The organism is Prevotella sp. AM23-5 (assembly GCF_003473645.1).
Classification (GTDB): domain Bacteria; phylum Bacteroidota; class Bacteroidia; order Bacteroidales; family Bacteroidaceae; genus Prevotella; species Prevotella copri_A.
The window spans coordinates 341-27,170 of the sequence record NZ_QUCG01000053.1 but is presented as its reverse complement, the minus strand read 5'-3'; the positions used below and the strand labels follow the sequence as shown (position 1 = coordinate 27,170).

At 44.1% G+C, this 26,830-nt stretch carries 18 protein-coding genes; 11 read left to right on the top strand and 7 right to left on the bottom strand.

From position 1 onward, the window contains the following. The 6 genes from DW657_RS12485 to argR form a co-directional block, all read right to left on the bottom strand. Positions 1 to 219, bottom strand: a 219-nt coding sequence (locus tag DW657_RS12485) for a DUF1016 N-terminal domain-containing protein (protein WP_118312762.1), incomplete at its 3' end; no start/stop codon positions are given. A gap of 254 nt (positions 220 to 473) precedes the next feature. Next, positions 474 to 1,616 (bottom strand): aspartate aminotransferase family protein, encoded by a 1,143-nt coding sequence (locus DW657_RS12480; protein WP_118312761.1) that lies wholly within the window; start codon positions 1,614 to 1,616, stop codon positions 474 to 476. A gap of 109 nt (positions 1,617 to 1,725) precedes the next feature. After that, positions 1,726 to 2,727 (bottom strand): N-acetyl-gamma-glutamyl-phosphate reductase, encoded by a 1,002-nt coding sequence (gene argC, locus DW657_RS12475; RefSeq protein ID WP_118312760.1) that lies wholly within the window; start codon positions 2,725 to 2,727, stop codon positions 1,726 to 1,728. 3 nt (positions 2,728 to 2,730) lie between these two features. Continuing rightward, the gene (locus tag DW657_RS12470) at positions 2,731 to 3,933 is read right to left on the bottom strand and encodes an argininosuccinate synthase (RefSeq protein ID WP_118312759.1); all 1,203 of its coding nucleotides are present in this window, start codon (positions 3,931 to 3,933) and stop codon (positions 2,731 to 2,733) included. A 74-nt stretch (positions 3,934 to 4,007) separates the two neighbouring features. Further along, positions 4,008 to 4,613, bottom strand: a complete 606-nt coding sequence (locus tag DW657_RS12465) for a GNAT family N-acetyltransferase (RefSeq protein ID WP_118312758.1) — start codon at positions 4,611 to 4,613, stop codon at positions 4,008 to 4,010. Between the two features lie 65 nt (positions 4,614 to 4,678). Beyond that, positions 4,679 to 5,164: an arginine repressor gene (argR, locus tag DW657_RS12460; RefSeq protein ID WP_118312757.1), complete on the bottom strand. Its 486-nt coding sequence runs from the start codon at positions 5,162 to 5,164 to the stop codon at positions 4,679 to 4,681. 348 nt (positions 5,165 to 5,512) lie between these two features. Here argR and DW657_RS12450 point away from each other — a divergent pair, with 348 nt between their 5' ends. From DW657_RS12450 to DW657_RS12400, 11 genes are all read left to right on the top strand, one after another. After that, on the top strand, positions 5,513 to 6,877 hold the full coding sequence (locus DW657_RS12450; RefSeq protein WP_118312755.1) for a glycoside hydrolase family 28 protein: 1,365 nt from the start codon (positions 5,513 to 5,515) through the stop codon (positions 6,875 to 6,877). Between the two features lie 133 nt (positions 6,878 to 7,010). Further along, on the top strand, positions 7,011 to 9,986 hold the full coding sequence (locus tag DW657_RS12445; RefSeq protein ID WP_369973477.1) for a SusC/RagA family TonB-linked outer membrane protein: 2,976 nt from the start codon (positions 7,011 to 7,013) through the stop codon (positions 9,984 to 9,986). Positions 9,987 to 10,009: 23 nt separating this feature from the next. Then, on the top strand, positions 10,010 to 11,641 hold the full coding sequence (locus DW657_RS12440) for a RagB/SusD family nutrient uptake outer membrane protein (protein WP_118312753.1): 1,632 nt from the start codon (positions 10,010 to 10,012) through the stop codon (positions 11,639 to 11,641). A gap of 99 nt (positions 11,642 to 11,740) precedes the next feature. Beyond that, positions 11,741 to 12,400: a DUF4468 domain-containing protein gene (locus DW657_RS12435; RefSeq protein ID WP_118312752.1), complete on the top strand. Its 660-nt coding sequence runs from the start codon at positions 11,741 to 11,743 to the stop codon at positions 12,398 to 12,400. 101 nt (positions 12,401 to 12,501) lie between these two features. Beyond that, a complete protein-coding gene (locus DW657_RS12430; RefSeq protein WP_233546973.1) occupies positions 12,502 to 15,216 on the top strand; it encodes a GH92 family glycosyl hydrolase in 2,715 nt (904 codons plus the stop codon). A 29-nt stretch (positions 15,217 to 15,245) separates the two neighbouring features. Further along, a complete protein-coding gene (locus tag DW657_RS12425; RefSeq protein WP_118312750.1) occupies positions 15,246 to 18,878 on the top strand; it encodes a GH92 family glycosyl hydrolase in 3,633 nt (1,210 codons plus the stop codon). Then, the gene (locus DW657_RS12420) at positions 18,875 to 19,924 is read left to right on the top strand and encodes a response regulator transcription factor (protein WP_118312749.1); all 1,050 of its coding nucleotides are present in this window, start codon (positions 18,875 to 18,877) and stop codon (positions 19,922 to 19,924) included. Before DW657_RS12425 ends, DW657_RS12420 begins: the two co-directional genes overlap by 4 nt. A gap of 148 nt (positions 19,925 to 20,072) precedes the next feature. Then, entirely contained in the window at positions 20,073 to 21,377 is a 1,305-nt protein-coding gene (locus tag DW657_RS12415) for a leucine-rich repeat domain-containing protein (protein ID WP_233546965.1), read from the top strand. Between the two features lie 147 nt (positions 21,378 to 21,524). Beyond that, complete coding sequence (locus DW657_RS12410) at positions 21,525 to 22,775, top strand: SPFH domain-containing protein (RefSeq protein ID WP_118312747.1); 1,251 nt, start codon at positions 21,525 to 21,527, stop codon at positions 22,773 to 22,775. A 7-nt stretch (positions 22,776 to 22,782) separates the two neighbouring features. Then, positions 22,783 to 23,451, top strand: coding sequence for a hypothetical protein (locus DW657_RS12405; protein ID WP_233546963.1), 669 nt, complete (start codon positions 22,783 to 22,785; stop codon positions 23,449 to 23,451). A gap of 14 nt (positions 23,452 to 23,465) precedes the next feature. Continuing rightward, entirely contained in the window at positions 23,466 to 25,301 is a 1,836-nt protein-coding gene (locus DW657_RS12400; protein WP_118312746.1) for a hypothetical protein, read from the top strand. A 91-nt stretch (positions 25,302 to 25,392) separates the two neighbouring features. Here the strand turns inward: DW657_RS12400 and DW657_RS12395 are convergent, their stop codons facing one another. Continuing rightward, the gene (locus DW657_RS12395; protein ID WP_233546962.1) at positions 25,393 to 26,151 is read right to left on the bottom strand and encodes a Bax inhibitor-1/YccA family protein; all 759 of its coding nucleotides are present in this window, start codon (positions 26,149 to 26,151) and stop codon (positions 25,393 to 25,395) included. Positions 26,152 to 26,830 lie beyond the last annotated feature (679 nt).

The window sequence follows — 26,830 nt, the reverse complement described above, 5'->3', positions numbered from 1 at the left end:
AGGTGACAACTTTTTCACGTATAAGACACCATACCCACTTTCAATCTTGCGCTCATGAAGTATTTGACCAATATCCCAATAAGCGGTAGAGACATAGCCATTGACATGTCGGGCTATTTCTGTCCGAGCATGCTCAATTACTGCGACAGCGTGTCGCAGTATCTCGGCATAATCGCTGTTCTCTATTGAGAGCCTGTTGTCTTTATTGTCTGTTGTCATTTTATATGTTTATAAGCCTGTTTAATATTATTTGCCATATTAAGATGCGAATAAGTGCAGCTGTTTTATACACCATTCCAAGGATTACGGCTGCAAATATACACTTTTCCTACGAAATAACCAAGATAAAACTACACTTTTCCTATAAGGGAAACAAAAAAGCAGCAAACCGCAAAGGGCTTGCTGCTCACGATAGGAGTGATTCCTATTTCTTTTATGGGTTGAGTTTTCTTTATATCCTTATCTCAATGGATTTATACTTCCTTCAATACGGTTTCCAATCTTCCGATGAAGTCATCGACATTCTCCTTGGTCAATACCAGTGGAGGGAGGATACGGAGAATGTTGGTGCCAGCGCAACCGGTGAAACAGTGCTGCTCGTGGATGAGTTTGCTGCGAACTTCCTTGTGAGGAATGTCGAGTACGGCTCCTACCATTAAACCACGGCCACGAACCTCCGTGATATGGCTGTTGCGCTTCTGCAACTCCTTCAGCTGGGCGATGAGATATTCACCAACCTCATGCGCATTCTGTACCAGGTTCTCCTTCTCAAATACATCGAGAACGGCGAGAGCGGCAGTACATGCCAAATGATTGCCACCAAAGGTAGTACCCAACTGACCATATACAGGAGTAAACTCAGGAGAAATCAACACGCCACCCATAGGGAAACCATTGCCGATACCCTTGGCTACGGTGATGAGATCTGGCTTGATGCCCAACCACTGGTGAGCGAAAAACTTACCGCTTCTGCCATAACCGCACTGGATTTCATCGCAAATCAGGAAGGTGCCGTATTTCTTGCAGGCAGCCTGTAATCCCTGGGCAAACTCAGGAGTTACCATGTTGCAACCACCTACGCCCTGGATGGCTTCGATGATACAAGCACATACATCGCCCTTGGCAAGTTCCTTCTCCCAAGCCTCCAAATCGTTGATAGGAAGATAGGTTACGTGACCATTGTCATTGATTGGAGCGATGATCTTTGGATTATTGGTTACCTCTACGGCAAGGGAAGTTCTGCCGTGGAATGCCTTTTCTAAAGAGAGCACGCGGGTTCTTCCGTTGGTGAATGAAGCCAGCTTCAAGGCATTCTCGTTTGCCTCGGCACCCGAGTTGATGAGGAAGAACTGATAATCTTCATAACCGCTTATCTTGCCCAAACGCTCAGCGAGTTTCACCTGCAACTTGTTGATGACAGAGTTGGAATAGAAACCCAGGTTGTTCAACTGGTTGGTGAGCATCTCCACATAGTGAGGATGGCAATGACCGATGCTGATAACGGCATGACCGCCATAGAGGTCGAGATATTCTTGACCCTTGTCGTCCCATACCTTGCAGCCTTGTCCTTTTACAATATTAATATCGAAAAGAGGATATACGTCGTAAAGTTTCATGTTAAATCTATGTTTTAAGAAAGACAACTCATAGAGTTATCTTATTACAAACTATTTTTTATGATAGAAGAACGAATGATTTTTCATCCGTTCTTCCGAATTCTTTTATCTAAAATGCTGATGGCTTGAGTTTCAAACCTGCTGTCTGGTCGAGACCAAACATGATGTTCATGTTCTGAACAGCCTGACCTACAGCACCCTTCAAGAGATTGTCGATGCAGGAAGTGATGAGGAGTTTATCACCATACTTATCTACATGAACCAGGCACTTGTTGGTATTCACCACCTGCTTCAGGTCGATAGCCTTATCCACATAGTGGGTAAACTTGGCATCCTTGTAGAACTCCTTGTAACCTGCCACGATTTCCTCGATAGGCTTGTCGGTCTTTACCACTTCTGTAGCGAAGATGCCACGGGCGAAGTCGCCACGGTAAGGGATGAAGTCGATGGCTGCATCGAGATAGCCCTGTGTCTGCTTCAGACTTTCACGAATCTCTGGTACGTGCTGATGGTTGAATGCCTTGTAGATGCTCATGTTGTTGTTGCGCCATGAGAAATGGGTAGTGGCGCCTGGCTTCTGACCAGCGCCGGTGCTACCGGTAATGGCATTAACAGAAACATCGCTGTTGATGAGGCCCATCTTGGCAGCAGGCAACAAACCAAGTTGAATGCAGGTTGCAAAACAACCTGGGTTTGCCACGTGCTGAGCTACGGCTATTTTTGATTCATTTATTTCTGGAAGACCATATACGAAATCGTGAGCGGCTGGGGTTGGCTGCTGGGTAGCAACCACAGTCTCTGGGGCAAGACGGAAGTCCTGTGCCAAATCGATAATCTTCACGTTCTCCGGAACATTGTGCTCCTTCAGGAACGCCTCGCTCTTGCCGTGACCGAAGCAGAAGAAGATGACATCCACCTGGTCGAAAGGCATCTCGGCGGTAAACTTCAAGTCAGTCTCGCCATACAATCCCTCGTGAACTTCAGCCACCAGGTTGCCTGAGTTACTCTCGCTGTTGGCGAATACAATCTCTGCCTCAGGATGGTTGATAAGGAGGCGAATCAACTCACCTCCTGTATAACCAGCTGCTCCTAAAATACCTACTCTAATCATAATTTATCTTTCCTCGTTAGGGTGCATACCATAATAAACACGGAGTGGGGTAGAGCTTACCTTGATGAAGCCCTTCGCATCCTCTGCGGTCCAACCGTGCTGCATCTCACCATACTCACCGAGCTTAGACTTGGTCAAATCGTCTGGTGAATCGATACCTACAGTCTGGAAACTGTATGGACGGAGCTTCAGAATAGCTGTACCGTTTACGTTGCGCTGAGAAGAAGTCAGCATTGCCTCAATATCCGGCATTACTGGCTCCAGATACTGGCTCTCGTGGAGGAACATTCCGTACCAGTTGCCTACCTGATCCTTCCAGTACTGCTGCCACTTGCTCAATGTGCTCTTCTCCAACAGGCGGTGAGCCTCGATGATGAGCTTAGGAGCTGCAGCCTCGAAAGCTACACGACCCTTGATACCGATGATGGTGTCACCCACGTTGCAGTCGCGACCGATAGCGTAAGATGCACCAATCTCCTCAATCTTCTGGATGGCAGCCACCTTGTCATCAAACTTCTCGCCGTTGACAGCCACAATCTCACCCTTCTCGAAGGTAATCTTCAGTTCAGCCTCTTCTTCCTTGGCAGTAACGTGCTTCAGATAAGCCTCTTCAGGGAGACCCTGGGTTGGGTCGAGAATCTCACCACCGCAGATACTGGTTCCCCAGATACCTACGTTATATGAATACTTCAACTTGGTGAAGTCTGCATAGAAGCCGTGCTCGTTCAGGTAGTCAACCTCCTCCTTACGAGAAAGAGCCTTGTCACGTGTCAAGGTGATGATTTCTACACCAGGAGCCATCACCAGGAAGGTCATGTCGAAACGAATCTGGTCGTTGCCGGCACCTGTACTTCCGTGAGCGATAGCATCTGCACCAATCTCCTTGGCGTAACGAGCGATGGCGATAGCCTGGAAGATACGCTCAGAAGATACAGAGATAGGGTAGCAGTTGTTTCGGAGCACATTACCGAAAATCATGTATTTCAATGATTTCTCGTAATACTCGTGGGTAACGTCGAGAGTGACGTATGCCTTTGCACCCAACTTATATGCGTTCTCCTCGTTGGTCTTCAACTGCTCGGCAGAGAAACCACCTGTGTTAGCGCATGCTGCATAAACATCCCAGCCATCCTGGGTCAACTTCATTACTGTGTATGATGTATCGAGACCGCCGCTGAAAGCGACTACAACTTTTTTATTTGCCATTTTATTTTATGTTTAATATGTGGTGAATAATGTTTAGATGGCATTCTTGCCAATACCTTATTATATATAAGGATTTAAATTTCTGCCGATGGACCGTCAATCTTTCTGATTCTTTCAATTACCTCCTGAGGAAGCTTGATAGGCAGATGTTCTTCTGGGTCGAAGAGCATGGCGGTGCAGATGCAGTATTTGCGGTTGGTACGATGGAGCACATCTACGTTGATGCAACCCTCGCAACCACGCCAGAATGACTCATCATCGGTCAGGTCGGCGAAGGTAACAGGAAGATAACCCAACTGGGTGTTCATCTTCATGACAGCCGAACCGGATGTCAAAGAGAAAATCTTGGCATGAGGCCATCGCTGTCGGGCGAGCGTGAAAGTCAGGTTCTTGATGCGCTTAGCCAATCCCAAACCACGGAAGTCTGGGTGAACGATCAAACCTGATGTGGTGACATAGTGCTTGTTGCCCCATGTCTCGATGTAGCTGAAACCTGCGAACTTCTCGTCCTGGAGAGCGATGACCGCCTTGGCTTCGCGCATCTTGGTGGCAACATACTCTGGTGAACGCTTGGCGATACCAGAACCACGCTTCTTTGCAGCTTCTGCAATTGTAGTCAGAATGGTGTCGATGTACTTGATGTGACTTTCGTCAGCCACCATTACTTTAACTTCTTCCATTTTCTCTTTATATTTTGAATGTTCTTATTTTGTAATCTGTTGTTATAATACCTGTCAACCATCAATTAATATCTATGATTGAGCTCCGGAATCACTTCCGACAAGATGTCGATGATTTCCTCTTCTGCAGTACCCTTCTTCTTGACCAGGAAGATGGTGTCATCTCCTGCGATGGTTCCTAGGATTTGAGGAATATCGCTGTTGTCGATGTTGTAGGCGATACTGCTCGCATATCCCGGACGTGTCTTGATAACTACCATGTTGCCTGAGAAATTGATGGATTGAAATCCCGTACTCAGTCCCATCTTGCTGATGGACATAGGGTGAGTGACACGTTTGTAGAGCGCATCATTAGGTAAAACGTATGCGTATTTTCCGCTGGATGAAGCAGCCTTGGCTACCTTGAGCAGCTTGAGGTCGCGGCTCAATGTGGCTTGCGTTATCTCAAATCCTTCTTTGTGCAAAGCTTGCAAGAGTTGTTCCTGCGAACTTAGCTCTTGGCTGGAGATAAGCATCTTTAATGCTTCTAATCTATTGTTCTTTACTTTCATACGCTGTATTTTTATTCGTTTGTGATTGCAAAATTACAATAAATATATGAAAACGCCAAGAAAATACGTATAAAATTTGCATATTTACGATAATTTGTTGTAGAATGACAGAAATATACAAGAAATATGCAGTATAAATATGCATACGACGTACCTGGGCTACTGTATCGAATAGCTTTGGCTTGTTTCCTGGTGTTTCCTTTGGCATTATATAAACGTTTGAAATCATTATAAAAGTGGGTTGCAGGAATAAAAGAAGGATTTTTTGTTGATTCTTGCATTTTTTTACTTGAAAACTTGCATTTATTATTTTTTTGTTTATTTTTGCAGCAACTAATCTTTAAGCCGATGAATAAATTAACGCTAAACTTATTGATTTTACTAACCATACCCTGTATTCTCTATGGTCGTAACTTCAATGTGATGGATTTCGGTGCTCGAGGTAACGGAATCAGTGATGACGCTATCGCCATTCAGAAAGCTGTGGATGCTTGTACGAATGCCGGAGGGGGAGATGTGGTCTTTTCCGCCAATCATACTTTCCTTTCAGGACCCGTACAGTTGAAGTCGAATGTGAACATCGTTCTTGAAACCAATTCCGTCTGGAAAGCCAATCCTGATGAAAGTATCTATCATCTCAGCGCCTTCGGTAAGAACGAGGGTGAGGGAATGATGTGGATATGGGCGAAGGATGTGGAGAATCTTTCGTTCTCTGGGCATGGTACGATTCATGGCAATGGTATCAAGTTTATGGGTGCTGAACTTTTTGATAGTTACGAACTCAAACCGGTCACTACTTTCGATCCCCGTCCGCACGTGCTTACCCTGATGGGAGTCAGGAATCTCAATATCCGTGATATTACCATTCGGGAAGGTGCTTACTGGACGGTGCATCTCATTGGATGTGATGGGGCTGTGATTGATGGCATCAGTCTGCTCAACAATCTTAAGATCCGTAATGGTGATGGCATTGATATCGATCATAGCAAGAATGTGCGCATTGCCAATTGTCATATCACCAGTGGCGATGATGCTATCTGCCTGAAGAACCGTCGTGAGTTTGAAGAGTATGGTTCTTGCCACGACATCGTTGTAACGAATTGTGTGATGGAGAGCCGTAGCTGTACCGTGAAGATTGGCAGCGAGAATATGGATTCCATCTATAATGTGGTTATCGATAATTGTGTAATCAAAGGTAGCAACCGTGGTCTCGGTATTCAGAACCGTGATGAGGGAACCGTGAGCAATGTGGTTTTCTCTAACATCATTCTGGATTGCCAGCTGTGGAGCGATGTATGGTGGGGTAAGGCAGAACCTATTTACGTTACTTCTTACCCTCGTGCCAATGGAAATCACAAGGATGCCAACTGGCGATTCCCTAAAGGTCAGACGGTAGGAAGATGTGGCGAGGTGAGCCATATCTACTTCAATCATATTTATGCCACTTCAGAAAACGGATGCTTTATCGGCGGAGATACTCCGGATAAGGTAAACAATATCTATCTCAACAATATACATCTTAACTTGAAGAAACTGACAGGCTATGATGGCGGCGTGTATGATAAGCGCCCATGTCGTGGCGAGGGCTTTATATATAATAAGGTATATGGAGTCTATGTAGAGAATGCCAGGGATGTAGAGATTGATGATCTGAGAGTACAGGTTGGACCGAAAGTACACTATGGAGGAAAGACTTTCGGTATAGATGACTAGAAAAACAATCTTTTCATAGAATTGAAACTAAAATCTTAAACAGGTGTAATAAGGTAGTACTACCTTTGCATCCGATTATTTATAACAAAATCTAGTAGTTATGCAAATAGTACAAAAGACAAATGGAAGAAGCATGAAAAGAGTATTGCTTTCTTCCGCCCTTCTGCTGGTGAGCACATTCACATTTGCACAAAGTAAGGTCAGCGGCACCGTGAAAGATGCCAATGGCGAACCTCTCATAGGCGTAAGCGTCATGGAGGTTGGTACTAACAATGGTGCGGTTACCGATATGAATGGTAACTATACCTTGAATGTGAAGCCTGGTGCTAAGTTAAAGCTCACTTACATCGGTTTTACGTCAAAGACTATTAAGGCAAGTGGCAATAGTCAGATTGTGTTGGATGAAGATAACACTGCCCTCAACGAGGTGGTTGTGGTAGGTTATGGTACGATGCGCCGTAAGGATGTAACTTCTTCTATCACAACAGTGAATGCTAAGGATTTGAACAAGGGAGTTTATACAGACCCTGCCCAGATGCTTCAGGGTAAGGTGCCAGGATTGGTGGTAACTTCTTCTGGCGACCCTAGTGGTTCTACCAGCATGACTCTTCGTGGTGCTTCCTCTCTTCGAACCGGAGAGGCTATGCAGCCTTATTATGTGATAGATGGTATCCCGGGAGTGGATATTTCAATGGTGGCTCCTGACGATATCGAGAGTATTGATGTACTCCGCGATGCCTCTGCTACAGCTATTTATGGTTCCAAAGCAGCCAATGGTGTGATTATGATTACCACCAAGAAAGGCAAGAACAATCAGGAGCGTGTGAACGTATCTTACTCTGGTTATGTAGGTTTCGACCATATTTCCAAGACTTTGGATATGGCTTCTGCCGATGATATTCGGGGCTATGTAAAGGCTAACAATTTGGATTATGCTTATGACTATGGGGCTTCTACCGATTGGCAGAAGGAGGTACTTCGTACAGGTATCAGCCATAACCACAACCTTTCCATCAATGGTGGCAGCAAGAAGACTACCTATATGACTTCCCTGAATTATAACAATCGTGAGGGTATCATCAAGGGAACTGATATGCACCGTATCAATTTCCGCTCTTTGGTAAGTTCTAAGGTTTTGAAAGACCATTTGGACCTTTCTGCAGGCTTGAATGCCATGTATGGTAAGCACGAGGGAGTGCCTATGAATAATGAGGGCGGTTCTGTACTAGATGCAATGAACTATTTTAACCCTACTACTCCTGTTAGAAATGAGGATGGCTCTTGGAGTAAGGGTGATGGTTCTAAAAACTATAACCCGCTATCCCTCATTGCAGAGGATTCTTCTGAGTTCGAGTGGAAACGTATGCAGTTTATCGCAAAGGCTACGGCTAATATTGTCAAGGGTTTGACTTGGAATGTCAACTATCAGTATAGTAATAAGCAGCGTACCTATAGTGCATACGATTCTCATAACACCCAGCTCAATGGTATCAGCGATTATCAGGGACGTGCCAACCGTAGCACATATCAAGGACATGACCAGACTTTCGAGACTTACATCAACTATGATGCTACTTTCAATAAGGTACATAAGTTGGGCTTGATGGCAGGTTACTCTTGGGAGGAGCGTGTTAACAATGATGGCTTTGGATTGACCGTTCATAATTTCTTCGATGATAAATTGGGATGGAATCAGTTGAAGTATGCTGGTACTATTGATGGCATGACTGCAGTGGAGAGCGGTACGAAGGAGACTGTTCGTAATATCTCTTTCTATGGTCGTCTGTCTTATTCATACAATAGCCGTTATATGTTGCAGGCTACCATTCGTCGCGATGGATCATCTGTGTTTGGTGATGGTCATCAGTGGGGATATTTCCCATCCGTATCAGGAGCTTGGAATGTCACTGAAGAGAAATTCATGGATGGCTTGAAGGATGCCTTGAAACTGTCTAACCTGAAGCTTCGTGTGGGTTATGGTGTAAGTGGTAATGCTTTGGGATTTGGTGCATATACTGCTGTAGCTACCTATGGTGCGAATGGTTCTATATCTACCATCAATGGTAAGAATTATGCTACATTGGTGGCTACCAAGTTAGCTAATCCGGATTTGAAGTGGGAGAAAACCAGTATGTTGAACATTGGTTTGGATTATGCCTTCTTCGATGGTCGTATCAATGGATCTATCGAGTATTACGACAAGAATACCAAGAATCTGATCTGGAATTATCCAGTATCTTCTTTCGTTTATCCTTATAGTACGATCGTAGCCAATGTGGGTGAAATCAGCAATCGTGGTGTTGAGTTCTCTATCAATGCAATTCCTGTACGGAATCAGAATTTTACATGGACAACAACTCTGAACCTTTCTCATAATAAGAATAAGGTAAAGAAGTTGACTAATGAGAAGTATAGTACAGCAATCTTTACTCAGGGTGATCCTATGGTGGCTGGCGTGTCTGCCTATGGTTATACACAGCAGATTATGGAAGGTCAGCCTTTGGGTACGTTCTTCACCTACGAGTTTGCTGGTTACGACGAGGATGGTATTTCTGTATATTATGAGCATGATAAGGCTACAGGTGAGCGCAATGGCAAGACTACTAAGTCGCCAGCATTTGAAGACCGTACAATCACGGGTTGCGCACAGCCAAAGTTGAATGTGGGATGGAACAATAGTTTCAGTTATAAGAACTGGAGTGCTTCCTTCTTCTTTACTGGTGTGTTTGGCAATAAGATTTATAATGGTCTCCGAGCTCACTATACTGCACCAGACTTCTTTGCTGGTGGCAAGAATGTATTGAAGGAGTTTATTACCGACCGTCCGGCAACTGATACCAGTTCTAACATTCCATCAGATAAGTTCATAGAGAATGGCTCTTATGTTCGCTTGCAGAACCTATCCTTGGGTTATACTTTCCGCAATTTGGACGGATGGTTGAACAGCCTTCAGTTGTATGTTAATGCCAATAACGTCTTCACTATTACAAGCTACAAGGGATTGGATCCAGAGGTTAATCTTGGTGGAATCGACCCTGGTGTGGATTATCGTTGGAGTAATTATCCACATACTCGTACGATTATGGTGGGTGCTAAAATCAATTTCTAACAACATTTAAATACGCTTAGAATATGAAACTAAATATAAAGACTTTGTTCGCGGCTAGTTTAGCTACTTTGGCTGTGAGTTGTACAGACTTGGATGTACCGGTAGATTCTCAATATACGAAATATCCTGGTACGGAGGAGGCTATTGTTTCCAAGATGGCGGGTATCTATTTTCAGATGAGAGAGTGCTTTGGCCGCCGTTATATGGAGGCACAGGCCCTGTCAAGTGATGAGTTTACGGCTTTGTCGTATAGTGGAAACTGGCTGGATACTTATGCATACGCCAATACGTCTTTGCATAATTTTACAGATGAGTGCGCTACCATTGACTGGATGAATGTATTGGGTGAGGGTGTTGTGAAAGCCAATGAGGTTATCGATTCTGATGCTGATCCTAAGTATGTGGCTGCAGCTCGTGCCGTCCGTGCTTACTTCACTTATCTGGAAATGGACAACTTTGGTGATGCTCCTATCGTAGATAAGGTCTATTGCGAGAAGAATGGGGTGGATATTACTGCCCGCCAGCCTCGCGCAGATGTTGCCAAGTGGATAGAGAGTGAACTCCTGGCTGTAGCAGATCAACTTCCAGAGGAAACTACCGGAGAGAACTATGGTAAACCAAATAAGTATATGGCATACGGTCTTTTGGCTCGCTTGTATATCAACTGGCCTGTTTATACAGCAGCTTCCGTTGATCAATATGATGCAGCCAATTACAGCAATGAAAAGTTGAATGCCTGTGTAGAGGCTTGTGATAAGATCATCAATGCAGGTAAGTTTGCCCTGGGACCTGCAGCTTATCGCTTCAAGTTTGCTCCTAATAATACCGAGTTGGTGGAAAAGGGAGAAATTAAGGACTTCATCTATGTAATGCCTTACCATACATTGGATGCTACTGGTATGCAGTATGGTCGTTCGCATTCTTATAAGGATATCAAGAAGTTGGCTCCTAGTTATTATGGCACAGCCATGTCTAACTCTGGTGGTGCGTATATAACTGTAACTCCTGAGGCTGCTGCTCGCTTCAATCTGGAAGGTGATGAGCGTAATACGATGGTGCTTCAGGGTACTGTACATGTATATGACCCGGAGACACTCCTTCCTACCGACCAGATTTGTAAGGATCGCAATGGTAATCCATTGGTGTTGGAAACAAACATTAAGTTGGTGAAGCAGAGTTCTGAGCTTGATGCAGGAGATAATGTGGAAGGCTGGCGCCAGGGCGCTCGTTCTGTGAAATGGTTTGTTAGCAATGAGGACTTTAAGAATGGACGTAATCAGTCTAACGACATTCCTCTGATACGTTATGCCGACATTTTGATGATGAAGGCTGAAGCTATTGCACGTGGTGCATCGGCAACAGGTGGAGATACAGCTCTTAGTCTTTTCAATCAGATCCGTTCATACGTTCATGCGCCGGAGCTTGATCATACCCCATCTTTGGATGAAATTTATGAGGAGCGTGGTCGTGAGTTCTTTGATGAGAACCTTCGTCGTATGGATATGATTCGCTTTGGTCATTTCGAGGATGAGTATTGCTTCCACAAGAAAGGCTTCGAAAATGCGAACTTTGACAAGACTCGTCGTATCTTCCCATTGCATAAGAAAAATCAGTTGGATACAAATCCTAAGTGGAAACAGAATCCTGGATATTAATTGGTTGAATGATGATAAAGGGGGAGTGGTGGATTCTGCCACTCCCTTTTTTCTAATTGTTAGATGAAGTTTGTTTCATTTTGATAAAACTGTTTGATTATGAGAAGAAATCTATTGTTGTTATTACTGTGGTTGGCAGGCTTGCTAGCTGTAGATGCTCAAACATTGAGCCGTAAAGAGGTCGAGACCTACGTGATTAATCAATATGGAAAAAGATGGAAAGACATTGCTCTTTATCTTGGCGAAAAAGATACGTTGGACAAGGACAATGCTTTGACGTTTGAGAAAACCATCTCGGTGCGAGGCAAGAGTAAAAATGAACTCTTTGTCGATTTGAATTATTGGTTTCTGAAAACCTTTAGCAATGCTAGTTCATCGATAGAGATGGCAGACAAGGAATTGGGGGTTATCATGGCAAAGGGTTATTTGCCTGGCATTGCTTATCACTCGGGTGGTTATTCCTCTTATTGTGTCAATATTCGCCCTCTTGTGCGTTGCGACATCAAAGATGAACAGGTCAAACTGACGATTGTCGTTCCAAATTATGAGGTGACGAAAGTTGATGATGGTATTTGGAGTGCCATGCTGGATGAGGATTTCGACAAGCATCCCCCATATACTGTGAACGAAACATGGTCGCTGAATGTTTGTTTCCCTTTTGCGAAGAAAGATGGAACCAAGAAAACTTCCAGCAAGGCATTGGTGATGAGTCATGGATATGTGGAGGTCTTGATGAATCGCATTCAAATGGCGTTATAGCTGCGCCAAAATGTGGTGAAATTGAAGATTTTGGCGCACTTTCAGCGTGGTAACTCAATCATTTGATGATTTATTTAAATCTTAAAATCCAGAAACCAATAATGAAGCGAATCTTGGCCTTAGCATTATATTGCGTCCTCGGGCTATCCTCGTTGATGGCGCAAGATTATTCCCGATACGTAGATCCACGTATCGGCAGTGAGGGATTGGGTAGAACTTTCCCCGGACCTTGTATGCCATACGGTATGGCGAAGCCGGGGCCGGATGCCGTGTCTATGCCGAATGCGGGATGGGCGCCGATGCCTGAGCCTGTCAAGGGATTCTCGCAGATGCACGTCAGCGGAACCGGGGGTGGACAGAAGTATGGCAATATTCTTATCCAGCCTTTCTTGGATGCAGGGGACATCATCCAGAAACGGGTGGATGAGAAGATTGCCTTGGGATATTATGCCTGTACTTTTGAAAATGGAATCCGGACGGAGATTACCGCTTCAGAACGTTGTGCCTTCTATCGCCTGGATTATGGCAGGAAACAGAAGGGAAAACTCCTGATAGATGTGGCTACCTTCCTGGGTATAGACACGATTCCAGATAAGCGCGAAACTCAGCAGTATGTGGATTCGTATGTTACTTGTGATGGAAAATATGCCGTCTCAGGATGGAGTACTGTAAGGGGTGGCTGGAACAATGGTGGCCCTTATACTGTATATTTCTATTTGCAGAGTGATGTGCCTTTATCTAATAGCGATGTGCCTTTATCTAATAGCGAAGCGCCTCTATATAATAAGGTGAAGGAATCAAAGACAAGATTGGATGTTGCCTTCTCGAAAAGTGTCGTCAATCTGAAGGTCGGTATTTCGCATATCAGTATTGCCCAGGCAAGGCGGAATATCCCGTCTTGTGGCTTCGATACCCAGTTGAAGAATGTGCGGAAAGCCTGGAACGGAAAGTTGGGAAAGATAGAAATCTCAGGCACCGAAAAGCAGAAGCGGATGTTTTATACAGCCCTTTATCATACGATGCTGATGCCTGTGGATAAGTCGGGTGAAAACCCTCATTTCTCCGCTACGCCTTATTATGATGATTACTATGCCATCTGGGATACTTATCGTACTTCCATGCCTTTGCTAACCTTGATTGAGGAACCCCAGCAGCGCGATATGGTCAATTCTCTGCTCAATATCTACAAGTATGATGGTTATATGCCTGATGCTAGAAGTGGCAACTGGAACGGCAGAACGCAGGGTGGCAGCAATGCGGATATAGTCATAGCCGATGCCTTCGCGAAAGGAATGAAGGGTATCGATTATCAGCTGGCGCTGAAAGCAATGATCAAGGATGCCGAAGTGCCGCCGACGGATGATGATGGCTTTGTGGGCAGTGTGCCTGAGGAAAAGCATGGCAGAGGTGGATTGATGGAATATAACACGTTGGGCTATATTCCGTATGGAATAGACCGTGCCGGCAACCGTACCGTGGAGTATAGCTATGATGACTGGTGTATTGCCCAGGTGGCAAAAGGATTGGGCTTTCCGGAACTCTACGATAAGTATATGAAGCGTTCGCATAACTGGCGCAACCTCTGGCGCTCTGATTATGAATGGCAGGGGATGAAGGGATTTATCATGCCGAGAGATGCGGATGGCAGATGGCTCGACTCTGTGCCTTGGGGCAAGTCGAAGGTCTATCATCCTGTGATTCCTTATCGTCCGGATACCAAGGTGGCACCCTGGTATCTTCCATGGTGGTCAACCTTCTTCTACGAGGCCTTGTCGGCAGAATATAGTCTCAGTATTCCGCACGATGTTCCGGGACTGATAGAGGTTTGTGGAGGAAAGGATGCTTTCATCCGACGGTTGGATACCTTCTTCGCCAATGGTCATTTCAATGTGGCGAATGAACCGAGCTTCATGACTCCTTACCTGTATCATTGGGTAGAACGCCCGGACTTGAGCATTCTGCGAATCCAGCAGATTGTGAATGATAACTATGATGATTCTCCTGACGGTTTGCCGGGTAATGATGATGGGGGAGCAATGTCGTCCTGGCTCGTTTTCAATATGCTGGGATTCTATCCGATAGCCGGTCAGAATCTCTATATCGTAGGTTCGCCGATGATTTCTGAATATACCATCCATCTATCGAATGGCAAGGACCTGAAGGTGGTGAAAGAAGGAGAGCTGTGGAAGCAGATGTTCATAACTCACGATGTGTTGATAAATGGTGGAAAACTTATTCTTCCTGATTTCAAAACTGAGGAAAAGGGTGTTGATAAAACGCAGAAACTGCTGATAATGAAAGAAAAAGAGAAATCCACAGTTTTTGCACAGCCTGTGGATAAGTATTTGATAACTATTCCAACGCAGTATGTGGCCCGCTTCATTCTCAACCGACAGTATCGTAACTGGGAGGTAGGAGTAGATTCTACGAGTATGGCTGATACGCTTATATTGAAATGTAATCAATCTCTCTATCTGATTCCTCGCAAGGTGGTGGATGAGGTTGATGGCTTCTGTTGGGATAGTCCGCAGAAAGGCAGGAATCTCTATGTGTGCGATATGGGCCCCAACAAGGGTATGCGTGACGGCACCTTCCTGTTTATCTCCCGAAAGGCGCTGCGCCAGCTTCAGGCAAACGGATCCTTTGTCTATAATGGGATTTTATGGCGGAAAATATCAGCAGATGAAAAGAGCATCACCGTCAAGGCTGAACAGGATGAAACTGTGATGCAGATTGCAGTGAATCTCGGTCTCCCTTGGGTGCTGCGTATGGATGGAAATCCTTTAGGAATTGATTGGAGGTTGGAAAAACAATAAATAGGAGTATTCTCCGTTTCATATATTATATGAATAGAAAAGTAACATTATTATATATCTCTTTGGCTTGCGTGCTATCTGTGCAAGCTCAGACCCGCCAGCAGATGGGTGGCGTCTATTATGCTTATCCGGAAGGTCCTTCTGCCAAGACAGGAACTTTTGGTACGACTACTTATGTGATGTCTGATTCTCTGAATGTTCCTCAGGGATATGCACCCTTTTATATCAGCCATTATGGTCGCCATGGTTCCCGTTGGATGCCGAAGGATGATCGGTATGTCTGGATCTGCAAGCATTTTGAAGATGAGAGTAATCTCACTCCACTGGGTTTGCAGGTGAAGGGAATGCTGCAGCGTGTATGGGAAAATGCCAGAGGTAACGGTGGAAAACTGAGCAAGCTGGGGGCTCTTCAGCATCAGGGCATCGCTCATCGTATGTTTGAGCGTTATCCGCAGATCTTTGCTGCGGGCAATGCGGTAAAGGCTCGTTCCAGTGTGGTGGATCGATGCGCCAAGAGTATGCAGGCTTTTACTTCGGAATTGCATAGCCTTCAGCCAGGCTTGAATCTGGATGTCAAGACCGATTCTGCCGATATGGCTTGGATAGCGTATGTCTCTCCCGAAGTGAAGGCTTTGGAGAACCGTACCCATGTGCAGGCTCAGGTTTCACCTCGCCGTTTCCTTCTTCAGTTGTTTAAGGATGTCTCTAAGGTGGATGAACCCCTGAAGCTGATGACCGAGATGCATACGGTGGCTTCTTCCATTCAGGATGTGGGCTTGAACTTCTCTTCTTATCCGCAGGATATAGAAGATGGCTTGAATGCACTTTTCACCGATGATGAGTTCCGTGCCATCTATGAAGCCAATAACCTTCGGATGGCCATCAACAATGGTACCGTTGCTACGAATGAGGATATTCCTGCCCGTAGTGCTATCTCCTTATGGCAGAATATCGAGGCGGAGGCAGATCGGGCTTTGCGTTCTGTCAAGTCATCGGCTACGCTTCGCTTTGGTCATGATACAGCCCTTTACCGTCTTCTGTCTCTTCTCTTTGATGTAAATGTTCCTCCGGCAGGAGCACGTGAAGAGGCAAGTCTGGTGGTTTTGGGAGATGAAATGGAAAAGATGGATCGCGTAGTTCCGATGGCTGCCAATCTCCAGATGATATTCTATAAGAATGCGAAGGATAGCGTGCTGGTGAAGTTCATGCTCAATGAGCGGGATATCATGCTTTCTCCCGTAGGACAGGTGATCTATGGTACGCATTACTATTCCTGGAATGCCTGGAAGCAGGAAATGCATGAGCGGATTCATCGCCTGGAACATATCCGCCAGCTCAATGCCATCAATACGATGGTGGGTACGGCACAGGCAAATACCCAGACTGCGGGTATGTTCGGAAAGGGTAGTGAGGAACATGGACAAACTATCCCTGCCGTTCTCGTTCCGAATGGTCAGAACTTCTGGACTCCTCAGACGCAGGATACGGAACAGAAATGTATCGCACCTTATTATTATAAGGATACCCATCTGCAGGGCTTCCGCTGCAGCCACTGGCTGGTGGGCGGATGTACGCAGGATTATGGCTCTTTCACGGTGGCTGCGCTTGGTGGAAAGCTCCGCCTTCAGCCAGAACAGAGAGCTACGGCATTCAGTCATGAAGATGAAGTCTCTCATCCTCACTATTATGCTGTCCGCCTGAAGGATGAACATCTGAAGGCAGAGATGACAGCCTTGAGTCATACCTCCTTTCTCCGTGTTACTCCGGAGCAGGATGAGCTGGTTCATCTTGTCATCAATCCGAACAGTGATGAAGGACAGGGATACATCGAGATTGATACCATCAATCATATCGTATATGGTTATAATCCGGTGCATCGCATCTATCAGGGATGGGGAAAACCGGCTGGTTTCTCCGGACATTTCGTCTTGGCTTACGATGAGAAGGACTTGGTGGATTACGGTGTTTTCGAGGGCGATAGGAAGATGGTAAGAGGTTTGAAGGTGCAGGGCAAACCTCGCATTGGCGCCTGGCTCACCTTCCGTGGCAGATCGGGGAAGGCGATGGAGTGGATGTTGGGTACATCCTTTACATCCCGCGACAATGCCGTGGAGAATCTCAATGCTGAAAACTATATGTATGGCGGGTTGGATTTCAACAGCATGATGGAGTATGCTGCCGGAATCTGGTGCGACCGACTTCATACCATTGATGTGGAAAGCAAGGATGCTGGCAAGGTCAACCAGTTTTATGGTGCTCTCTACCGTGCATCCTTCCTCCCTCATGAAATGAGTGATGTGAATGGCGATTATCCGGAGTTTTCTACAGGTACCGTGAAGATGGGCAATGCAACCCTGAGTTCCAAGGGCTATGCTGTTCCTGCCTATTCTTATCTTCGCAAATTTGGCGATTTCTCCATGTGGGACATCTATCGTGCAGAGTTGCCGCTCTATAGTCTCATCACTCCGAAGATGTCGGGCGAGATGATGCAGTCTCTGGTTCAGATGTACAAGGAAGGCGGCTGGATGCCTATCTTCCCATGCTGGAACAGTTATACGGCGGCGATGATTGGCGATCATTCGGGTGCGGCTCTTGCCGATGCGTATGTCAAGGGCATTCGCAATTTTGATGCAGCCAAGGCTTACGAGGGAATGCGACTCAATGCTTTCTCTACTCCTTATCTGGCGAAGGATTATCGGGATGGAAAGGGTCGCCGTGCCATCCGTTCGTATATGGATAATGGCTATATTCCGTTGGAGGATATGGTGGAGGAAGCCTTTCATACCAACGAGCAGACTTCCCGTACCCTGGAGTATGCCTATGATGATTATGCCGTGGCACAGATGGCGAAGGCGCTGCATGATTCCTGTCAGGATGCTACTCTGCGACAGAAGTATCTGGAGGATTACAACGATCTGATGCGCCGTTCCGAGAACTGGCGCAATGTCATCAATCCTGCTACGGGATGGGCAGATGGCAGATACGAGAATGGCAAGTGGGAGAATAATGAAGACCTGGTGCACCGCAAGAGTTACATCACCGAGGGTGCTACCTGTCATTATACCTGGTATGTTCCGCAGAACCCGGAAGGATTGTTTGAGGTAATCAGAAACAGCAAACCGATGGATAAGCAGGAAAAACAGATAGAAAAGGCGGAAAGAAAGATGGAGAAGAAGGGCGAGATTCCTGTTCGCAACGAGAAGGTGATAGCCCGACTGGACAAGATGTTTGATAACGGATGGTACTGGCATGGTAATGAACCTTGCCATCAGGTAGCCTATCTTTACGATGCTGCCGGGGCTCCTGAGAAAACGCAGGAGCGGGTGCATCATATTCTCCAGACTGAATATAATGACACCCCGGGCGGATTGTCGGGGAATGATGATGCAGGACAGATGTCGGCGTGGTATGTGTTCTCGTCTATCGGATTCTATCCTGTATGTCCGGGTACACCTTATTATTATATAGGTACTCCAAGCTTCGACAAGGTTACGCTGAATCTGGAAAACGGCAGGAAGTTCATTCTTTCTGCGGATGGAGTGTCGAAGGATGCTTTCTATATCCAAAAGATGAGCTTGAACGATAAACCGTTTTGGGGTTACAAACTGTCGCATAAGGATATTTTGAATGGTGGTAAACTTAAGTTTCAGATGAAAAAATGACAGAGCATATTACTTTCTTTATTTATGGATTGTGCGTGATGTTCTATTCGATGATGGTTTGGATGTTCTATCGAAAGAACAAGGAAAAGCTTTCTAGATTAATCACTTGTCTGATGGCTATCTTGGATATGGAATGCCTGAAGGACTTGTTGCTGTTTGTGGATGGCATTGGTGCGCAATCGACTATTTGGTATCTGATGAATGCTATAGATATGGTCATCATACCTTTCTACATGTTCGTCTTGATGGAGTTGGTGAAGCCAGGATGGCTTACTTGGGGCAAAGGCATTTTGCATGAGGCAATCTTTATATTGCCTCTAGTCGTGTATGCTTTCACTCGCAAGGTTTGTTGGTTTGATGTTCTTGCTGGTTGCGGTGCCGTTTATGGAACCGTCACTTATGTGCTGATGTTCTTCTATATTGCTCGTTATCAGCGCCAGCTCAAGGAGCGTTTCTCTTATCAGGAAAATGTCAATCTCCATTGGCTCAGGGGCATTCTCACTTGCTTCTTCATCATTCTCATAGTTTGGACGGCGAGCTGCTATATGTTTGATGTAGATTTCGACAATGCTTATATGCTCTGTTCGTTGGTTGCGTGGATGGTAGTCTCTTACTTTCTGTATAGGCATGAGTCTGTGTTAGATGAGTTGCAGGAGCCTGATGCAACACAAAGTGATGGAGATACAGGTAAACCGGTATTGGAGGGAGACATATCTGCGATTATCAACAAATTGTTTGTCGAAGAAAAGCTGTTCCTCAATCCACGTCTTAAGTTGTCGGATGTGGCACGGCTTGTGGGAACGAACCGTACTTATCTCAGTAGATTTTTCAATAAGGAAAATGGATTGACATTCTATGATTATGTGAATAATCTCAGAATCAAACATGCCGAAGAGCTCTTGCTGACCACTCAACACTCCTTGGTTGAGGTAGCTGAGAAATCGGGTTTCAATTCGCTCTCCACTTTCCGAAGGGTCTTTGAGGGAAGCCATCATTGTACTCCTAATGCTTTCCGCAGTGTTCACCTTCCCAAAAAGAAGGAGTGAAAATGGATTGATAATGAGCTGATTGTATGATTTGACGTGTCGTTTTACGGAATGATACGTCATTTTTTTACGCTATGGTTTAGCATTTTTACCCATTGAATCCTGATTTATCGACAAAAACGCTACCTTTGCAATATCAGAAATGATAATGATATTGAAAACCTTTAATAATATAAACGAACGTATGAAGAAAATCTTAACTCTATTTGTAGCTCTTATGCTTGTTATAGTAGCGTATGCTCAGGCAAATTTGCTAACCACGCAGTTGGTTGTAGATTTGAAAGAAGCAGGTACACTCTATGATATGTTGCCGGATGATCAGCGCCCCTTAATAACTAATCTAAAAATTAAGGGACCCATCAACGGAACGGATGTGAAATGTCTGCGAGAAATGATGGGGAAAGAAGACAATCTAGGTAGTTATAATCTTTCTGTTAAAGAAGATTTTGTTAGTTCTTCGGAAACCGCGGAATCAAACTTGAAAATATTGGATTTGAGTGAAGCTAGCATCGTCGAGGGTGGTGATGCTTATGGAACTATTCTGACAGGAAGTCCTATGAATCAGACGAAAGCTCCGTTGTATTCAGCCAATAATACCATAGGCTCATATATGTTCAGTGGATGTGCAAGTTTAGAGAATCTGATGCTTCCTTCGTCCGTGCAAGTCATAGAAAGTTATGCTTTGGCAGATTGTGCTTCCCTTATTTCCATTACCCTTCCTGCGGATCTTATGGCGATTCCTAAAGGAATGTTGCGTGGTTGCGAATCTTTGGAACAGTTTGATGTGCCTTCTGGCGTTTCTGAAATAGGAGACTTCGCTTTCAAGGGAACAGGTCTTAAAAGTTTTACTTTTCCTGAAGCTATTACGGTAATTACTCCGATGCTTTCTGGAGCTGAAAAATTAGAGTATATAGTCATCCCTTCTACGGTTACTTCTATCAAATCAAATGGTATGACGGGAGCATTTGCTGGTCTAAAAGCCCTTAAGGAATTAAGAATTCCTGAAAGTGTGACGGGGAATTTGAGCGATTATATGCTTAGTGGCTGTGAATCTTTGGAACGACTCTATATCCCAAGTAAGGCGGTTCTTACGTGGTACACGCTTCGGGGAATGAAAACATTGAGTGATATGTATGTCTATAGTGAGATGCCCCAGAGTCTCAATACGATGTTTTTCCAAAATTCGTTCAATTATAAGAAGACTGTACTTCATGTGAAAAAAGGTTGCAAGGCTGCTTATGCTGCTGCTTATTATTGGAAAGATTTCAAGGCTATTGTGGAGGATGCCGATGACGAGAGTACTGGCATTGCTAGTGTACTGATATTGGATGAGAAACAACCGGTAAGCACTTATACATTGGATGGCAAACGAATCGTTGCTCCTCGTCAGGGTGTTTGTATTAACAAGTATGCTGATGGTAAAGTGAAGAAAGTTTTGTTGCGTCAACGCTAATCGAAATTAAATAAAAAAGGTTGGCTACTTTTTTACGTTAATGCTTCTTGTTTTTTGTGACTTGAACATTGTTGTAAGATAATTTGTAGTTACTTTGCAACCAAAACTTATTGATAATAAAGTTTATTCAATCTAAATATTATATTTATGAATCTATTTAAAAATCTACGTTCTAAAGGTAACACTTATGAAGGACAAGGTGATGAGCGAAAAGGTTTCATTGATAATGTCTTTATAAATCTAGAGAAAGGATGCCTAGTTCACAGACATCCTTACGACAATTTATCTACTCATGCCAAGGTTACAGTTCAAGAGGGACAACAGATGGTTTTTATGTCGGAAGGAATGTACTCCGACTTATTGAAGCCAGGTGGTCATACCCTCTCTACTAATAATATTCCTTTTTTGGAAAAAATAGTAAATATTCCATTTGGTGGGGAGACTGCGTTTAAAACCTCTTTGTATGTTGTAAGTACTATAAGACATCGCTTTGCAGGTGATGATGCTGGATGGGGTGTCGGTCTTACCATTCGTGATTATTCTTTGTGTGATGAAGGATTGACAATCAAAGTTGGTGCTTTTGGTAGTTATGAATTTCGAATTACTAACGCTATCGCTTTTATTAGAGAATATGTAGGAACAGAGCATGATGTATATTTGGAAGATTTTGCAGATGAATTCTCTTCAGCGGTCTCTCAAAGAGTAACTTCTGTTATTAGTCAATATTTTAGTCAGAAAAGAGTTGGCGTTACAGAAGTCAATAATTATCTCCTTGATATTTCTGATTATGCCCGTAAGCATATTAATGAGTATTTTGAGGAGTATGGCTTGGAGCTTACGAAGTTCGATGTGGAGGGAATAAATCCGCATGAAGATGATTCCAACTATCAACAGATTCTTCAAGCTCAGTCTGAGGCAGGTTCAATGGATTTGGAAAGCCGTGCATTGGCTAGAAAACGCCAACGTGAAGGATACTCTTATCAGCAGGAGCGACAGTTGGATGTAATGGAAACTGCTGCTGGTAATGAGGGAACAGCAGGCAATATAATGGGAGCAAGCATGGGACTCGGAATGGGTGTTGGTATTGGTAATGTCTTTGGAAGTCAAATAGGAACTGTTGCACATAGTGCTATGTCTGGAGTTCAGGCTCCACCTCCACCACCCCAGTCCATGCAAATATATGTTTGTCTCAATCAGCAACAAGCTGGTCCTTATGACTTGCCTATTTTGCAGCAATTGGTATCGCAAAATCTTTTAACTCAACAAACGTTGGTATGGAAGGCAGGGCTTCCATCATGGGTGGCAGCTGCTACTTTGCCAGAATTGGCGGTGTTGTTTACGTCTGCCACCCAAGCTCCACCACCTATTCCACCTGTACCTCCTGTTGTTCACCCGTAAAATAAGTTTGAAAATGAAAGAAAATCCGTTTTATTCATGGTTAACTCCTTTGCTCGCATTTGGGGTTACACTGTTGGGATTCCTGCTTTTGATGCCAGATTCCCCTACGGCGTTTTATTGGATTAATATGCTCTATACTTTCTTCTTGGAAGCCTTGTTCTTCGTATGGCTTCAAAAGGGGCATGCAGAAATAAAGAATATAACGAAGCAGACTCCTTATTTTAAAGTCTTCCTAGGTATTAGTACCTTGTATTATATTGGTGCTGCGTTTTTATGGATGATTTATTTCTTCTTGTGTGGTACTGAGCTGGGGCGTCAAATTCTCTGTATTCATTTTGATCTTCCTGAAATAATAGCAATATTTCCAGAAATGTCGATTCGTCTTTATCTTTTTGGAATATTGGCTCTAACAGTGATTTGGGTGGTTGTTGCAAGTATAGTAGGACGACATGACGTGGAATACAATGTGCAACAAATTCAATTAGAAGAGAATACCAACGATGTTAGAATGTTGGTGAAAGAACTGACAGAAATGGCAGAGCAACATATGACTTCCGACAGTGAAAGAGAGTGGAAGAAGTTAATACGTGAAGCAGAATCTATAATACCTTCTGAGGTGGTGAACGAACGAACTCGTTTGCTTTCAAAGGCAAATAGATTACTTAACATAAACTAAACGATAGATAAGATATGGCACAGTTAAAAATCCAAAGATGTAAAGTCTGCACAAGTCCATTGCCTGTAGGCATTGCTAAGTGTCCTAAATGTGGAGCGGAACATCAGTTTGTTCCAGAAGTGGTTAATCCTTTGTTATTTTCTGCAAGTCAAGCAGAGAATCTGAGAACGGCTTTTGAGACTGATCCTAAGAGTAACCCTCGTGATGTGAACTCATTGTTCGGAAAAGGCTTGATTTATTTATCTTTACAAAACTATGAGTTGGCAAGTCTTAATTTTAAGATGGCAGTCGATTTGACTCCGAATGATCCTGATGTTTATTATTATTATGCATTGTCTCTTTTTGCCCATCGTTCACCTGTGCTTTTGTCCGATCTTGAGGCTGAACGTATAGAAATGTGGTTGCAGACTGCTATAAAGATTTTACCTAAAAGAAAATATCTTATCTTAGAGCTGCTTCTCCTTCAAGGTGCATTTAAGGGTAAGGGAAAGGCAATCCCTGCCGATAAAAAAGAACCAGAGCAATTGTTGTTGCAAGCCAAGCAAACTGTTCAGGAGGAGGATGAACTTTACGAAATCAAGCAGCATGTCCTGATTACTGATGAACGCAATTTGGAGTTTGTCAGTCAGTTGCGAGGCAAAGACGGGGAATCTCATTCTAGTGATGATATTCTTAAGCAAAGTATGTGTTGTTATGCCAATGTATGTACTTATCCAAAAGGACATGATGACGAGGTCATAACTGATGATGGTGTCGCAAAATTAATGAATCCATCGGAGAGAAAAAATTTCTTCTTGGGCATCAGTAAACCGGAAGAACCTTGTTTGGAGAAAAAAGATACTTTTGTGGAGCCTTGTTGGGTCTGCTTAAAAAGCTTTGCAGTTGGTTTTGCAGTATGGTTTGTGTCTGTTATTATTCTTTCCTTTACTGGATGGCTTGATGGAGCGAAAGTAGATAGATTTACTCCAGGTGATACTGTAGAGAAATATAAGGAGAGCCATATTGTTGTGGGATATTTCTATGATGCTTCGGATGGTAGAGTGAATGTATGGCATGAACCTACTGAGGAGGAAATCGCTTCTTTGCCAGCGGAAGTAAAACAATGGGAAGTTAATGGAATAGCAAGTGGGTGGCGTTTTCTGGCAACTATTGCTCTGTTCTTTTTTGGACCGTTGATATGGATTAGTAGAACATTCTTGAGTTTCCGAGAGACCATCCTTTCTAGAAGATATACAGAACGAAGAAATGTTCGAACAATGGCCGATTATCAGGAGAGGTTAACTTGTTTCTTGCAAAGGCCTACTGTTGCGGAATATATGAAGTTCTGCCAGTTGTTTGCAGGACCTAATGCTGGGTTGGTTAATCAAGGTGATTTTGTTTCAAATGCATTGCGTCAAGCTCATATTTCAGAGAGAGATGTCACCAAAGGTAAGGTATATTTCTTTAATGGTTTCTTTGATGCTAGATTGTCGTCTCCTGGCGAACCACAAACTATTTTGAGAAAAATGAGAATTAATGTGGCGATAGCAATGCCCGATCGCGTGCTCTATATGCATGGTGTTTGGGATACTTTAGAGGATGAAATCCCAATGTTGCGACGTGACGATCTTTTGTATAGTCTGATAGCTATGTTTAAGAAAGAGGATGGACAAATTTCTATCGTTTCCAATACTGGCGTTAACTTGGCACCTATTGTTACAGATAGTTCGGGATTGCCTTGTTTGTTCCAGTATCAGTCGTATGATAGTCAGAATGATTTGACATATAGTAGAACTCGTACAACCAATTGTGTCGATTTCTATACGTCTCTGATTGATATGCACGGACGTTATAACAAACAAGGTGCATAAAGATGGAGTTCTAAGATAATCTATCAATTTATATATAGTAAAAGAATCTGTCAGAAACAATCTGAACAGGTTCTTTTACATATTTGTTCTTTTAGTCCTTGTTGCTTCCTCCGAAGATGCGGAGCAGGTAGAGGAAGAGGTTGATGAAGTCGAGATACAATGTCAAGGCTCCGATGAGAGCCAGCTTCTGAGCACCCTCGCTCATATCGTACTGAGTCTGGAGCATCATCTTGATCTTCTGGCTGTCCCATGCTGTCAGACCCACGAAGATGGCTACACCCGCATAGCTCAAGATGTATTCAAATCCGGAACTCTTCAGGAACATATTGACTACGGTGGCAATAATCAGACCAATCAGCGCCATAAAGAGAATTTTGCCGAGAGAGGTGAGATCCTTCTTGGTGGTGTATCCGTAGAAAGCCATCGCTCCGAATGTGCCGGCGGTGATGAAGAAGACCTTGGCAATGCTGGTCATTGTATATACTGCAAATACCGAAGATAGCATCGCTCCATTCAGTACCGAGTAGATGATGAAGAGCAGAGTGGCTGTACTCAGCGACAGGCGGTTCAAGGCTCCGGTGATGATGAACACCAAGGCGAGTTCTGCAATGATAAGACCGAAGAGTAAACCGCGGCTTGTCATCAGGGTCATCAATAGGGTAGGACTGCTGGCAACACCATAAGCAGTAACACCAGTAATGACGAGTGCCAATGTCATCCAAGTATAAACCTTGCGCATCAGTGCGGAGAATACACCGCTTAATCCACGCTCTTTCTCGTTGACAGCGAAGCCGTTGCTTGACTGTCCGTTCTGACTGTTTATCAGATTGTACATTTCTTTTTCTGTCATAATTCTAATTTCTAATTTAGTTGATTTTTTATTGTTTCTTGATGGCAAAGCTGATTATGCCACAATATAATTGGTGCAAAGATAATGCCATTTATTGAATCTGCCATTATATCTGCTCTTTATTAACATTTATTCCGTTATTTTACGTATCAATGTGTAGATACTATGGTTACTTGCGATGTGTCAAGACGTCAGTGAGAGGTCGTCATGATGGTTCTGACAGGTTGAAAGTAGGCTTCTTTCATTTATTGCCTGGTTATGGCAAGATATTGCCCCTTGCCAGGGCAACTTTGTGCCATTGCCAGGCAAGAAACGATACGTCGGGAGAAAGAATTCCCCAGGACTGTCATTTCGATTCGACCACTCCTCTCGCCCAGTAATCATGGGGCGATTTGCTCGTAAAAATACTACTCTCGCTTTTACTCTTCACTCTTCACCAAACAGGCTGAATCCCCGATAAACACTAGGGGTGTGGGAGGTGAAGAGTGGTGGTGCACTCTTCACCACTCTTCACCACTCTTCACCACTCTTCACTTATCGTAAGGCTCTGCTATTTTTTATTCCAAGGTCTGGTCATCATTTATGCTAAGGTCTGGTCATCATTTATGCTAAGGCTTGGTCATCATAGATGACGGAACCTTTGCCTGTCTGATATTCTTTTTCTCTAAAATGGTTTGGA

Coding starts and splice junctions, on each gene's coding strand:
- DW657_RS12400 (WP_118312746.1), top strand. CDS start 23,466: ATGGCACAGTTAAAAATCCAAAGATGTAAAGTCTGCACAAGTCCATTG.
- DW657_RS12425 (WP_118312750.1), top strand. CDS start 15,246: ATGAATAGAAAAGTAACATTATTATATATCTCTTTGGCTTGCGTGCTA.
- DW657_RS12445 (WP_369973477.1), top strand. CDS start 7,011: ATGAAAAGAGTATTGCTTTCTTCCGCCCTTCTGCTGGTGAGCACATTC.
- argR (WP_118312757.1), bottom strand. CDS start 5,164: ATGAAAGTAAAGAACAATAGATTAGAAGCATTAAAGATGCTTATCTCC.
- argC (WP_118312760.1), bottom strand. CDS start 2,727: ATGATTAGAGTAGGTATTTTAGGAGCAGCTGGTTATACAGGAGGTGAG.
- DW657_RS12420 (WP_118312749.1), top strand. CDS start 18,875: ATGACAGAGCATATTACTTTCTTTATTTATGGATTGTGCGTGATGTTC.
- DW657_RS12450 (WP_118312755.1), top strand. CDS start 5,513: ATGAATAAATTAACGCTAAACTTATTGATTTTACTAACCATACCCTGT.
- DW657_RS12410 (WP_118312747.1), top strand. CDS start 21,525: ATGAATCTATTTAAAAATCTACGTTCTAAAGGTAACACTTATGAAGGA.
- DW657_RS12435 (WP_118312752.1), top strand. CDS start 11,741: ATGAGAAGAAATCTATTGTTGTTATTACTGTGGTTGGCAGGCTTGCTA.
- DW657_RS12440 (WP_118312753.1), top strand. CDS start 10,010: ATGAAACTAAATATAAAGACTTTGTTCGCGGCTAGTTTAGCTACTTTG.
- DW657_RS12395 (WP_233546962.1), bottom strand. CDS start 26,151: ATGACAGAAAAAGAAATGTACAATCTGATAAACAGTCAGAACGGACAG.
- DW657_RS12465 (WP_118312758.1), bottom strand. CDS start 4,613: ATGGAAGAAGTTAAAGTAATGGTGGCTGACGAAAGTCACATCAAGTAC.
- DW657_RS12415 (WP_233546965.1), top strand. CDS start 20,073: ATGATATTGAAAACCTTTAATAATATAAACGAACGTATGAAGAAAATC.
- DW657_RS12480 (WP_118312761.1), bottom strand. CDS start 1,616: ATGAAACTTTACGACGTATATCCTCTTTTCGATATTAATATTGTAAAA.
- DW657_RS12470 (WP_118312759.1), bottom strand. CDS start 3,933: ATGGCAAATAAAAAAGTTGTAGTCGCTTTCAGCGGCGGTCTCGATACA.
- DW657_RS12430 (WP_233546973.1), top strand. CDS start 12,502: ATGAAGCGAATCTTGGCCTTAGCATTATATTGCGTCCTCGGGCTATCC.